Origin of the sequence: Acinetobacter wuhouensis (assembly GCF_001696605.3) — a bacterium.
GTDB lineage: Bacteria > Pseudomonadota > Gammaproteobacteria > Pseudomonadales > Moraxellaceae > Acinetobacter > Acinetobacter wuhouensis.
In genome coordinates this window covers 626449-640299 of sequence record NZ_CP031716.1, presented here as the reverse complement: position 1 = coordinate 640299, position 13851 = coordinate 626449, and the positions used below count along the sequence as shown (strand labels likewise).

Here is a 13851-nt window from a genome sequence, read left to right as displayed (position 1 = left end):
GATAATAGAATAGATATGGAAATATTAGCAACTGTCTACAAAAGAGCTACAGTTTTAGAAAAGTCTACAAAATTTGAAGGATTTAAGAGAATGTATTTTATTATAACTTATTGATTAATAAGTGGTCCCGAGGGTCGGACTCGAACCGACACGTCATCGCTGACAGTGGATTTTGAGTCCACCGCGTCTACCAATTTCACCACCTCGGGAGAGGTTGTGTGGCTATAATAGCGTTTTTCATTTTCTTGTCAACGACAAGTTTTCACATTTGCTTAAAATACAAACATATCGTGTTTTTTTGGATTATAAAGCACCAATTTCAGCGATTATTTTGAAAAAAGACTATACTAGTTACAGTTTTTAAATCTCACATACCAGTTTTTACTCCCCATGATGCAACTCACCGATTTTAATTTTGAACTCCCAGACGAACTTATTGCCCGCTATCCACTTGAAACACGTAGCGCTTCTCGCCTACTCCATTTAAATGCCGATGGAACATATCAAGATCTTCATTTCACTGATATTTTAGATCTATTCCAAGAAGGTGATTTGATGGTGTTAAATGACACCAAAGTCATGAAAGCACGTTTAAAAGGCAAACGAGCTTCTGGTGGTGCTATTGAAGTTTTAGTTGAACGTATTTTTGATCAAACCACTGCACATTGTCATATCAAAGCCAGTAACTCACCGAAGGCAGGCGCTGAACTTTTCATTGGTTCAGATGAAGTCAAAGTGACGGTGACAGGTCGTCATGAAAATTTATACATCGTTGAGTTTTCACAACCGATTTTACAAGTGCTAGATGCTTATGGTCAGCTTCCAATTCCACCATATTTCAATCGTGAAGCTGAAGCAGTTGATACTGAACGTTATCAAACTGTTTTTAATGATCCAACAAAGCTAGCCAGTGTTGCCGCACCAACTGCAAGCCTACACTTTGATGAAGACTTGCTAAAAAAACTTGAACAAAAAGGTGTGAAGAAAACCTTTGTGACTTTACATGTCGGTGCAGGTACATTCTTACCTGTTCGTACCGATAATATTGAAAATCACATCATGCACAGCGAATGGTGTGAAGTCACTGAAGAAGCTGCTCAATTGATTGCTGAAACTAAAGCACGTGGCAATAAAGTCATCGCTGTTGGTACAACTGCAACACGTGCCACAGAAAGCGCAGCGCAAGCATGCGGTGGGAAAATTGGTGCTTGGACTGGAGATACTCAAATTTTCATCTATCCAGGCTATGAATTTTGTGTAGTCGATCGTTTGATCACTAACTTCCATTTACCAGAATCTACCCTACTCATGCTTGTTTCAGCCTTGTCGAGTCGTGACAATATTCTCAATGCCTATCAACATGCTGTAGAAAGCAAATACCGTTTCTTTAGTTATGGCGATGCAATGCTGATTGAAAAAGCGAATTAAAAATATGAAGGGAATTTGTCTTGGCGAATTCCCTTTCTTTAAAAGGTCAGCTGATAATTTAACTTGCATTCATCAACTCCTGACTATCGCACTTTAAAACAACAACTTTAATTCACTCATTTAAAAGACAATAAGTATGCCTAACAACATATTAAGCAGGTTAAAACAAAGCTATAACAATCAAATTGCTCATAATCATGTGGTTGATCTTAATCTTGAAGAACTCAATAAATTGTTACCCCAAGTTGAAGATCATCATCAGTTACTATTTCGGTTAAAATACTGGCAAGGTGAGCAAAATTTACAATACCAAAATTTAATTTTTTTCTCTTATTTCTGTTTAGCCTTACTGAGTTTAATCCCTGTATTCACAATCCATTTCACTTTTTTCATTTTAACTCTACTGCTTTTAGGATTAGGCATACCACATATTAAGTTTTCTAACCCGAATAGTGAGCTTATCCATGCTATGCAAGATTTCTATCTTCAAAATAAATACAACCTGCGCAAACATCAGGTCGACCAAACCAATCCTGTATTTCCAATTGAATCTTTTCCGCTTTTTGAACTTGGCGATCAACAAAATACAGTTAGAAATAAAATGTATGGACAATGGTGCATTGAAGATCAGACATTTCCATTCATGATTTTTAATTACCATTATCTCAAAACCACGACCAAGCTCAATGATAAAGGTACATTAGAACGCAAAGCATATTCTTTTGATTTATTTGGAATTATGATCAAAAACTTTCCTGCACGTGGTGTAAGTATTTCAACAAATCAAAAGAAAAATTGTCGTCTTGGAATCAAATGGTCAAGTGGCGATATTCATTTTGATCAGCGCTATCAACTCAGCGGTTTTTCTGAAATTTGGCTCGCTAAATTCTTTAAACCCTCCAATCTCTTACATCTAGAAACTGCGTTAAAAGCGTATCAGGGTGATTTTTATATCGACCCGCAAACATCGACTTTATGCTGGCTCTTTGAAGAAAATATTTTCCATTGTGAAAACAAACAACTTTATCCATCAACCGTCACTGAGTTTGCAGAACAATTAGAATTGATACAAATGCCTAACCTTGAAAAACTCACCAATACCATGCAAAAGTTAATCACTGAACTACAGTAAATGCGAAATGAATAAGAACGATATTTTGCTTTTAAATACATTTTGTCGTTAAAATCACAAAATAGCATCTCGATAAAATAATGAATACCGATGAATGATCTCATAACAAAAATTCAAAATGCATTTGGTCAACAACATGAAAATAATGGTCAAACTCAAAATAATATCAATTTAATTAATAATATACTCAACTCAAATCAAAGCTTTACACAACAACTCGAACAGTTAAAAAATTGGAAAGATGATCCAAGTTTAAGCATTCAAAACTATACTTTTTGGCTATTTATCAGCATCGGAATTTGCTGTGTTTTACTGGCGATTGCCTTTCATCCTATTTTTCTTCTCGCGACTATTTTAAGCATTGCATTTGCCTTCTACAAAAGAACCTCAACCAAAGCTTTAGATCAAATGATTGGCTATATACAACAGCGCAATCTCGAAGAAAAATATCAACTTAACTTTAATTACAATGATGAAAACCAAATCATTGAGTCTCCTTATAACTTTCCCCTATTTGATTTAGGTGACCATGAAAATGAGATTCGCAATTGTATTTATGGTCTTTGGCGAGTAAATGATATTGAATACCCCTATATGTTGTTTAACTATCACTATGTCGATGAAGTTGAAACAAAAGATTCTGATGGGGATAGTAAAACAGAATATCGTCACTATGACTTATGGGGCATTATCCTTGAAAACTTTCCTACACAAGGCATCAGCATCGCTTCAAAGCAGAAAAGAGTCTGTCGACTCGGGACTAAATGGTCAAGTGGTGATATTCGTTTTGATGACAATTATCAACTGAGCGGTACCAATGAAATGCAATTGGCAAAATTTTTCACACCGACACATGTGCTCATGCTTGATCAAGCTATGGAATATTTTAAGGGTGATTTTTATATTCAAGCCGATCGCCCATCGCTATGTTGGCTATTCAATAAGGATGTTATAAAAGCACAAATGGAATTTGATCGAATTGATACAGTACATGACCTCGTCACTCAACTCGAAACAACAACAATGCCTGAGTACGAGCAACTGCGACAATCCATGTTCACCATTTTAAAAGAAATTCAATCTCAATGAATCAAAGCTAGACTCAAATAAAATCTTTATGATGAATAATTTACTTTGTTCCGAACAAAAAATTAACGCATAATTCATTAAGGAAAATACCTTTTAAACTTGCTTCAATTTTGAATAATGACCTGCTGATATGCCCATAGAAACAGTTGAACGATTGCTTCATATCCGAACGAAAAAAAATCAACACGTGATGCGTAATATCGCGCGACTGTGGGAAATCGGACAACAAGCTCAGTCTGCACAAGATATTTTAGATGGCTTACATCCGTGGGGCGAAAGTAAAGATCTATTTTTTTACAATGTCATTCCTCGTTTTCTTTTTATCAGCGGGATCGGCATTATCATTTTTGGTTGGGTGATCCATCATTACTTCCCCTATCCATTGACCTTTTTGGCTGGATGTCTGTGTTGCTTTGTTGCTTATTTAATTTATGAGGAAAGCGATCCAATCGATGAAGTGATTGATTTTCTTGAACAACGCATCATGCTGTTACGTTATGACCTACATTTTAATAAAACGCCAAATCATATTTCAGCAACAAGCAATTCAATGCTCGTAATGAGTCGTTTGAAACAAAATTTTCCGTTATTTTCACAAGGCAATGTCTCTAACGAAATCGAACGATTCGCCTCAACAACTTGGTTTGATGGAGAGCAAGAACATCATGTCATGCTGTTTCATTACCACTATGTCGATGAGTTTTCACTCCCAAATACGCAAGGTGAAAAGCAGAAAATCACTGAATTACACAAAGATCAATGGGGCGCGTTTATCTTTCAAATGCCTGCACTCGGTTTCGCTGCCAGCAATAAGCATGATGAATTTATTCCGCCCTATACACAGACATGGAAAACTGCGGACATCATGGTCAATCAAAACCTACATATTTTTGGCTATGATCAACACCAATTGGCACGTACCATCAGCCCAAGCATCACACTAAAACTAAGTGATTTTTTCCAACAATATTCGGGTGATGTTGTTTATCATTATGAAGAAAATATGCTGTGCTATATCGGAGATCAAAACTTGTTTAGGATCATGCGAAGAAAGCAGAAAATTCAAGATATTTCCGCACTTCGAGGACATTTACGCACTTTAACCATGCCTGAATATGAAAAATTCAAACAGTGCATGTTAAACTTAATCGCATAAAATTCAGTTTCAGACGTTATCCGTTTTATAAATCATAAGGAATAATCAGAATGGGTCTAATCATATTTATTGGGATTTTTGTCATTATTGCGATTTGGGCAATCATGGTCAGAAATAACATTGTACGTTATTTCAATGCCACCCAACGTGCGTGGGCAGAAGTTGCCAATTTTGAACGCCAGAAAGTAAAAACACTAGAAACTTTAGAACAGACTTTGGCGCAATACACCCAATTTGAAAAATCAACGCTTGAAAAAGTCACTGAACTGCGTCAACAAATTTTAAACTTGAATCTGAAAAATACGGATGTTTCACAGTTGCAACATGTGGAAAAGCTCAACCAAGATTTGATGAAAAGTTTAAATGTAGTGGTGGAAAACTATCCTGAACTGAAAGCGGATACACTTTATGCCAAGATGATGGATGACATCCAAGAACAAAATGAAAATGTCGGTGCTGCGATCACGATCTTTAACCGCAATGTGGAAGAGTTTAATAATATTATCCAAATTTTCCCGAATAATATGATCAACACCATGACTTTAGCAAAACAACCAATCCGCCCATTTTCGGACAATGTTGTAACGCAAAACTTCGATTACAAACCGAATTTTTAATTTTCAGAATTGAGCACAATAAAAATCAATACAAGATACACAGCCTTCTCACTTATATATAAAGAAGGCTTTTTTATCTTTTTCTTGAAATAAAAATGCAATCAATTGTATAGCTGATATAAAATAATTAAAAATTTCAATTAAAGCTGATTTTTAAATTACGTGTGAACAATACAATGTCTTTAGACCTTGATGTCATGATAAAAAGAATTAGAATATTGTTTAGTAAATCTAAATAATATAACCAAGATATTTTTTATATTTGCAGCATCAATATGGTTGTAATAAACAACAAAGCTTATCTAATTCATATAAGCTTTGGTTATAAAACATTAACGAATAAAATACAAAAGAGATATTATGAGTAATCAACTACTTGAACAAGAACAACAAATCAAGACCAATATTATTGATGCTTTTCAAGCCTTCTATTATCGATATAAAAAGCAAAATATATATGCCTTTGTCATTGAAGTTGATGAATCCTTTATCATCCAATCTTTCCTTATCTCAACTGAAACAAGTATTTTTGATGAAACTGAAAACAAATATCAATATCTACTGGAGAAAGATAAATGGTCATTTAATCAGTGGAAGTATCGTCAAAAAAATAATTCACCACATCAATTTAGCTCAACATCTGCACATGCAGTAGAAATACACCCTGATCAGCTCATCACGCACTTATTTGAACATGTTTTTCCAGATCAAGTTCATCTTACACAATTAGATTCACTCATCTCAATCTATCAACAGGCGATCTCATTTATCACTAAAATTTATAATTTAGATCTAAGTCGTATACTATTCCTTATTCATTCACCTATTCAAAAAAATATCATCTTAGACACAGCCCAACAGCTCAATCCGTCCAGTTCGTTACTTTTTGAATTTATGGCACATATACGTATTTCAAAAGAAAACCCTGCCATCAAATCAATAAAGCTCAGACAAATCGACAAAGATGAGCTCATTAACCTTGCACAGCTTGTAAATCTCTTTGAACCTTATGATTCTCTAAGCGTTGCACATCAAGCCTATCTTCTAACACTTGAACCTAAATTTTCAGATCTTCACACCCATATTCAAGATCTGGTTAAAAATATTGCAGCGATGAATGATCCAACCCTTGCACTAGACAAAGCTGAAATACTCGATAGGATTAATTATTTTTATACCGTATAAGTACACAATAAAAATGTGAACACAGCTCAAATAAAATAGTAGCGAATTTCAAAAGAAGATGAAGTACTCAGTCGATTTATAAAGTATGGCAATTTTTATAGGTTAAATGTTACTTCAAAAAAAATGACCTTAAACCACCATTCACATTCTGAATGACATGCACCTCTAATTCATCTACATTGAGAAAATCAGCTTTGGTTAAATTTCAAACCATTGCCATCACTGACTTAATACAAATGATCAAGAAGAAAACTGGTATTCAACCCTAAAATCAGGGAAAATAGTCTCCTTTTGCAGCAATCAATCAGCGAACTGTCTTTTCGCCAGATTTTAGGTCATCTATGAAGTTTGAAAAATTAGGTCAGTCGGGGCGTGCCCGTCGTGGTCGTTTAACTTTAGAACATGGTGTTATTGAAACACCTGTGTTCATGCCTGTTGGGACTTACGGTACTGTCAAAGGTATGCTTCCACGTGATATTGAAGATATCAAAGCACAGATTATTTTAGGGAATACGTTCCATCTTTACTTGCGCCCAGGCTTAGATGTGATCCGCGAACACGGCGGTTTGCATGAGTTTATGAAATGGGGTAAACCGATTCTGACTGATTCAGGCGGTTTCCAAGTATTTAGCTTGGGTGCAATGCGTAAGATCAAAGAAGAAGGTGTTACTTTCCGCTCTCCGATTGATGGTTCAAAAGTATTCTTATCACCTGAAATTTCAATGGATATTCAACATACATTGAACTCAGATATTGTGATGATTTTTGATGAATGCACGCCTTATCCAGCAACGCATGAAGAAGCACAAAAATCTCTTCAACTTTCATTGCGTTGGGCGAAACGTTGTAAGACCCAGCACCATGATGTGTTAAAAAATAGAAATGCTTTATTTGGGATTATTCAAGGTGGGATGTACGAAGACCTCCGTGAAGAATCTTTGAATGGTTTAAAAGAAATTGATTTTGATGGTTTTGCAATTGGTGGTTTATCGGTTGGTGAACCTAAAGAGGAAATGATCAAAGTACTCGATTACCTTCCTGCGAAAATGCCAGCAGATAAACCTCGTTACTTGATGGGTGTAGGTAAACCAGAGGACATCGTGGAAGCGATTCGTCGTGGTGTGGATATGTTCGACTGCGTAATGCCAACACGTAATGCTCGTAATGGTCATTATTTTGTTACAGATGGATTAGTGCGTATTCGTAATAGCCAATATCGTCATGATCAAAGCCCACTTGACCCACATTGTGACTGTTATACCTGTACCAACTTTACGCGTGCATATTTATTCCACTTAGAGAAATGTGGCGAAATGCTCGGCTCAATGTTGGGAACAATCCATAACTTACGCTATTACCAACGTTTTACCCAAGATATTCGTGATGCTTTGGATAATGGAACATTTGATGAATACGTGGCGGATTTTTATCAACGTCGCGGTTTAGACGTTCCACCTTGTCCTGAGGATTAATGCCCCAATATAAAGTTGAATCGAATATTCATTCAACAGTATTTGCGCTGAAACCCAAGACAAGGTAAATTGCAGAACAACTCAATTTAAAAACCATGCAAATGGTAGAATTTTTTAACTTTTAGGAAACTGAAATGAGCTTATTTATTTCTTCTGCTCACGCTGCTGCAGCACCTGCACAAGGCCCAGGCATGATGGCAAACTTATTGATGATTGCTGTATTTATCGCAATCTTCTATTTCCTCATCTGGCGCCCTCAAGCAAAACGTGCAAAAGAACACCGCACTTTAATTGAAAGCTTAGGTGTGGGTAGCGAAATCGTATTTGCAGGTGGTTTAATGGGTCGTATCCTAAAAATCGAAGGTGACTTTGCAGTAGTTGAATTGAATAAAGGAAATGAAGTAAAAATTCAACGTGCGAGTGTCATTTCAGTTCTGCCTGAAGGCACATTAAATAACCTTTAATCATAAAACGGTCGTGCAAATTAGCACGACTTTTTCATTTTAAGAAGAAAGCGAATGCGTTACCCTGCATGGAAATATATACTGATTCTAGTTGTACTAGTCATCAGTACATTATACGCGCTGCCGAGTTTGTATCCTGATGAGCCTGCTGTTCAAATTTCTGGTGCCAAGGCTGGTACTGTAATTGATCAGTCGGTGATACAAAAAGCAGAGCAAATTTTAAAAAGTGACAATATTAGCAGTCATGATAATACCTTCACGAATAATGCTGCCCTTCTCCGTCTCAGTACGTCTGAAGCTCAGTTAAAAGCAAAAGAGGCTTTAAGCAAAGGCTTAGGTGAAAACTATACCGTTGCATTAAACCTTGCACCTACGACGCCTGAATGGTTGCAAAAAATTGGTGCTAAACCAATGAAACTTGGTTTGGACTTACGTGGTGGTGTTCATTTCCTACTTGAAGTAGATATGGATAAAGCCATTGCACAACGTATGGAAACCTCTGCAACCGATTTACGTCGTGAGTTTCGTGACAATAAGCTTAAATTTAACAGTCTGTCATTAAATAACAATACGATTACCATTCAGTTTGCCAATAACGATGACCGTGCAACCGTCATGGATTTCTTACGTCGTGATGGCAATAAATTTACGCAACAAGCTTTAGCAACTGATACAGGTTCAACACTGAAGTTGACTTATAACGATGCAACAAAGCAAGAAATTCAATCCTACGCACTTGACCAAAACTTAACAACTTTACGTAACCGTATTAACGAGTTAGGTGTTGCTGAAGCACTAGTACAGAGCCAAGGCAGCAACCGTATTGTCGTTGAACTTCCAGGTGTGCAAGATACTGCTGAAGCAAAACGTGTTTTAGGTCGTACTGCAAACTTAGAATTCCGCTTAGTTTCTGATTTAAATGATCAATATATTGACCGTTTTTCTGGAAAATATAATGGTCAGCCATTACCACCAGGAACTGAAGTTTTTGCTTACGAATCACTCGATAGTGGTCGTGAACTCCTTTTGAATCGTAACCGTATTCTTACAGGTGAACGCGTTCAAAATGCATCAAGTGGCTTTAGCCAAGACACTGGTGGTGCTGAAGTAAATATTACTTTAGATACCGCTGGCGGTAAGTTGATGTCTGATGCGACACGTACTGCTGTGGGCAAGCGTATGGCTGTTTTGTTTATTGAAAATAAACAAAAAATTAGCTCTGTTCCAGATCCTGTAACAGGTGCGATGACAGAAGTTCGTACACCTTATACTGAATCTGTGGTGATCAATGCGGCAAACATTCAAGCTGTACTTGGTTCACAATTCCGTATCACTGGCTTAGATTCTCCACAAGAAGCGGCTGAACTTGCGCTAATGCTTCGTGCTGGTGCTTTGGCTGCGCCGATGTACTTCGTTGAAGAACGTGTGGTTGGTCCGAGTTTAGGTCAAGAGAATATTGATAAAGGTGTTTTATCAACTCAAGTTGGTTTCCTCCTTGTTGCCATTTGGATGATTGTTTTCTTCCGTTTATTTGGTTTAATCGCCGATGTTGCCTTGGTGATTAACTTGGCAATGCTCCTCACCATCATGTCTTGGATCGGTGCTTCGCTTACCCTTCCAGGTATCGCAGGTATCGTCATTACCATTGGTATGGCTGTCGATGCCAACGTCTTGATCTGTGAGCGAATACGGGAAGAAATGCGTTGGGGTGCATCACCCAAACAAGCCATTATTGCTGGTTATGATCGAGCATATAACACCATTCTCGACTCCAACTTAACCACATTCTTGGTTGCGTTTATCTTGTTCGCGATTGGTACTGGTCCGATTAAAGGCTTTGCTGTAACACTCATGATTGGTATTGTCTGCTCGATGTTTACTGCGATTACAGTAACACGTGCAATTGTCCAATTGATTTATGGCAAAAAACGTAACTTGAAGAAGTTGAGCATATAAGGAGATCTATGATGACTGATGTGACTCAACCAAAAATAGATACGCCTGCAAAAAAATATGGTCGTCCAGATGATGAGCGTGTAATTAATTTCATGAAGATTGCCAAACCAGCGGCAATCATCTCTATTCTTTTGACCATTGCAAGTATCTTCTTTATTGCAACCAAAGGTTTGAATCTCGGTTTAGACTTTACAGGTGGTGTATCTGCTGAGTTGAATTATCAACATGCAGCGAAACCAAATGATGTGATTGAAACTTTAGACAAAGCAGGTTTCAAAGACGCTGTGGTGCAAACTTTGGGCTCAAACAAAGATTTGATCGTACGTATGCCTGCGCAAGATCTAAAAGTTGAAGACTTAAGTAACTCACTAACCAAAGCGGTTCAATTACCCAACAACCCTGCTGTCGTTCATAAAGTGGACTCTGTCGGTGGTCAAGTGGGAAATGAGCTGTATTTACGTTCTGCGGGTGCTGTAGCGCTTGCGATGTTGCTCATGCTGATCTACGTGACTATCCGCTTTGAATTTAAGCTGGCAGTTGGTGCTGTACTTTCATTGCTGCATGACGTTATCGTGACCATTGGTATTTTTGCAATGATGCAGTGGCCATTTGACCTCACTGTTTTAGCTGCTGTTTTAGCGTTAATCGGCTTCTCACTCAACGATAACATCGTTGTATCAGACCGTATCCGTGAAAACTTCCGTAAGATTCGTGGTGCATCACCATTAGAGATCGTCAATATTGCATTAACTGAAACCTTAAAGCGTACGATTCACACCTCTATGACATTATTACTTGTTGTACTTGCAATGATGTTCCTCGGTGGTGATGGTCTGCACTGGTTCTCGGTTGCAATGTTTATTGGTGTATTCGTGGGTACATATTCTTCGATCTATATCGGTACTGCATTTGCATTATGGCGTGGTCTAAACCGTCAAGACTTTATTGTCCAAGTAAAACCTGAATTTGAAGATGAAGAACATATTCCTCACTAATATTCAGTATTAATAAAATAGCTCATCTTTGGATGGGCTTTTTTATTGCACATTTTTTGAAAGACTATTTATAGTACTGATCAACTGGATAATATTTTGTTTTTTCTTTCCACTTCCCTTTTACCAAATTCCGATCTGTGACTTCAACTTTATCTCCTGCAATCACGACTGCTTCAATAAATTCTCGAACAAGTAATAAGCCTTTCTTGGGTATAACCTCATATTCGGACCAAATATGATAACAACAACCATCTTTTGTCATGACTTTAATTCGCTTATTTTGATGATTAACTTCAAACATTCCTATATTTTCTTGAGTTAAAGCCGTTAGCTCTTGACTCAATACAAATTTTTTATTGCTTTGATTAAATACATAAATGTCATATACAGGACTGCCATAAGGTCCATTATTGCCATTTTGAATGGCAAAATCTTCAGTACCATCAAAATTAAAATCACCGAAAAATAAAATACCTTGCTCATCTTTCATTATTTCGCTATGAATGCTTGGTTTAAACTGTTTACTTAAATATAAAGATAATTCCTCAGTATGAAATGTCTGAAAAACTGTATTACTTCCTTTTCTTAATAATTTAACTTCAGCCTCACCACCACATTCATTCTGCTCACACTGAGTGTCAATCATTACATCATAAAGCTTTGAAGCATTTTTAATTTCAAAGAGTTGAGCGTATGCTGACTCAGCAAAAAACATCAATATACTCACAGAAAGACAATGCAATATAGGAGTTGGTTTTTTCATGATTTTTATTCTTAAATGACCGTGCAAATAATCTTAGCAGAAAGTATTTCCCTCAGACAGAAAATAAAAAACCACCCGAAGGTGGTTTAATTCCCTCTTTTAATCAGAGGGATGATGATGGATTAATCTAATAAGATTAGTGTCCGCCACCATTAATTGCTTTAGTCATATCTTCAACAACTTTCTTCGCATCACCGAAAATCATCATTGTTTTTTCATTGTAGAACAAGTCGTTGTCTAGGCCTGCATAACCTGTTGCCATAGAACGTTTGATCACCATAATCGTACGTGCTTTGTGTGCTTCAAGAATCGGCATACCATAAATTGGTGAGCTAGGATCATCTTTAGCAGCAGGGTTAACAACGTCATTCGCACCAATCACCAGTACCACATCTGTTGCAGGGAAATCAGAGTTAATCTCATCCATTTCCAAGATATCTTCATAAGCAACATCTGCTTCAGCAAGAAGTACGTTCATGTGACCAGGCATACGACCTGCAACTGGGTGAATCGCAAAACGAACGGTTACACCTTGTTCTTTTAAGATTTCACACAATTCTTTTACTGCGTTTTGAGCACGACCTTGCGCCATACCATAACCAGGTACGATCACAACGCTGTCCGCATTTGACATCAAGAAGCCAGCATCATCCGCAGAACCTGAACGGTAGTTACGTTGAACTTGTTCACCTTTGTCTGCAGTAGCAACTGCAGCACCACCCATTGCACCACCAAACAAAACGTTGATGATCGAACGGTTCATTGCTTTACACATGATGTAAGACAAGATCGCACCAGATGAACCTACAAGCGAACCAGCAACGATCAACATGTTGTTTTCAAGTGTGAAACCAATACCTGCTGCAGCCCAACCTGAGAATGAGTTCAGGAGCGATACTACAACTGGCATATCACCGCCACCAACTGGTGCAATCCACACCCAACCGAATGCCAATGCAAGTGCAGTCATCGCCCAGAAAGCTTGCATATTGCCTGTGGTGAAGAAATACACACCACATGCTAACATCGCAATGAAGATGATTGCTTGTACAGGTTTAACCCATGCACCAGAAATTGTTTTTGCCCATTTTTTTGCAGCCAATTTACCATAAGCAAATACAGATGCTGTAAACGTGATCGCACCAACAAAACAACCCACGAACAATTCAAATAAGTGAACTTTGCTCATGTGTGCATGCTGAACACCAGCAGCTGTCAAAGCTGATTCATTGTCAGCAAATAGAGCAGTTAATTGGTTGTTATGCAGAATCGCAGCAATCGCAATCAAAACCGCAGCCAAACCTACCAAAGAGTGCATCAATGCAACAGTTTCAGGCATTTGAGTCATTGGAACAGTACGTGCACGTGCAATACCAACCACTGCACCAAGCACCATTGCCCCACCAATCATCCAAATCACAGGATGATCCGCAACGAAGAATGTCGTGATCACAGCGATCGCCATTGCGATCATACCGTAGCGGTTACCTTGAATTGCAGTTTTAGGGCCAGAAAGACCACGCAATGTTAAGATAAAAAGGACTGCGCCTACTAAGTAGAACCAATCCGCATATTCTTTAATGAATTCCATGGA

General features: G+C 37.6%; 12 protein-coding genes and 1 tRNA gene. 10 read left to right on the top strand and 3 right to left on the bottom strand.

Going from position 1 to position 13851, the window contains the following annotated elements:
* Nucleotides 1-122: 122 nt before the first annotated feature.
* Nucleotides 123-209 (bottom strand) — tRNA-Leu (locus BEN71_RS03715).
* Between the two features lie 184 nt (nt 210-393).
* Between BEN71_RS03715 and queA the strand changes: the two genes are divergently transcribed.
* The 10 genes from queA to secF all read left to right on the top strand — a co-directional run bounded on the left by queA (nt 394) and on the right by secF (nt 11494).
* On the top strand, nt 394-1428 hold the full coding sequence (gene queA / locus BEN71_RS03710) for a tRNA preQ1(34) S-adenosylmethionine ribosyltransferase-isomerase QueA (protein ID WP_068973136.1): 1035 nt from the start codon (nt 394-396) through the stop codon (nt 1426-1428).
* A gap of 136 nt (nt 1429-1564) precedes the next feature.
* Nucleotides 1565-2560: a hypothetical protein gene (locus BEN71_RS03705; protein WP_068973110.1), complete on the top strand. Its 996-nt coding sequence runs from the start codon at nt 1565-1567 to the stop codon at nt 2558-2560.
* Nucleotides 2561-2650: 90 nt separating this feature from the next.
* Nucleotides 2651-3649 (top strand): hypothetical protein, encoded by a 999-nt coding sequence (locus tag BEN71_RS03700; protein WP_068973109.1) that lies wholly within the window; start codon nt 2651-2653, stop codon nt 3647-3649.
* Nucleotides 3650-3779: 130 nt separating this feature from the next.
* Nucleotides 3780-4805 carry a hypothetical protein gene (locus BEN71_RS03695; RefSeq protein ID WP_068973108.1) on the top strand — a complete coding sequence of 342 codons (1026 nt, stop codon included), beginning with the start codon at nt 3780-3782 and terminating at the stop codon, nt 4803-4805.
* Nucleotides 4806-4855: 50 nt separating this feature from the next.
* Nucleotides 4856-5422: a LemA family protein gene (locus BEN71_RS03690; RefSeq protein WP_068973107.1), complete on the top strand. Its 567-nt coding sequence runs from the start codon at nt 4856-4858 to the stop codon at nt 5420-5422.
* Between the two features lie 360 nt (nt 5423-5782).
* Nucleotides 5783-6607 (top strand): hypothetical protein, encoded by an 825-nt coding sequence (locus BEN71_RS03685; RefSeq protein WP_086322741.1) that lies wholly within the window; start codon nt 5783-5785, stop codon nt 6605-6607.
* Nucleotides 6608-6948: 341 nt separating this feature from the next.
* Nucleotides 6949-8079, top strand: coding sequence for a tRNA guanosine(34) transglycosylase Tgt (gene tgt / locus BEN71_RS03680; RefSeq protein ID WP_068973106.1), 1131 nt, complete (start codon nt 6949-6951; stop codon nt 8077-8079).
* A gap of 134 nt (nt 8080-8213) precedes the next feature.
* Nucleotides 8214-8543 (top strand): preprotein translocase subunit YajC, encoded by a 330-nt coding sequence (gene yajC / locus BEN71_RS03675; RefSeq protein WP_068973105.1) that lies wholly within the window; start codon nt 8214-8216, stop codon nt 8541-8543.
* A 54-nt stretch (nt 8544-8597) separates the two neighbouring features.
* Complete coding sequence (gene secD, locus BEN71_RS03670) at nt 8598-10499, top strand: protein translocase subunit SecD (protein WP_068973104.1); 1902 nt, start codon at nt 8598-8600, stop codon at nt 10497-10499.
* 8 nt (nt 10500-10507) lie between these two features.
* Nucleotides 10508-11494 carry a protein translocase subunit SecF gene (gene secF / locus BEN71_RS03665; RefSeq protein ID WP_086322740.1) on the top strand — a complete coding sequence of 329 codons (987 nt, stop codon included), beginning with the start codon at nt 10508-10510 and terminating at the stop codon, nt 11492-11494.
* Between the two features lie 64 nt (nt 11495-11558).
* Here secF and BEN71_RS03660 read toward each other — a convergent pair whose 3' ends face one another.
* Nucleotides 11559-12257, bottom strand: coding sequence for an XAC2610-related protein (locus BEN71_RS03660; protein ID WP_068973102.1), 699 nt, complete (start codon nt 12255-12257; stop codon nt 11559-11561).
* Nucleotides 12258-12393: 136 nt separating this feature from the next.
* Nucleotides 12394-13848: an NAD(P)(+) transhydrogenase (Re/Si-specific) subunit beta gene (locus tag BEN71_RS03655; RefSeq protein ID WP_068973101.1), complete on the bottom strand. Its 1455-nt coding sequence runs from the start codon at nt 13846-13848 to the stop codon at nt 12394-12396.
* Between the last annotated feature and the right edge of the window lie 3 nt (nt 13849-13851).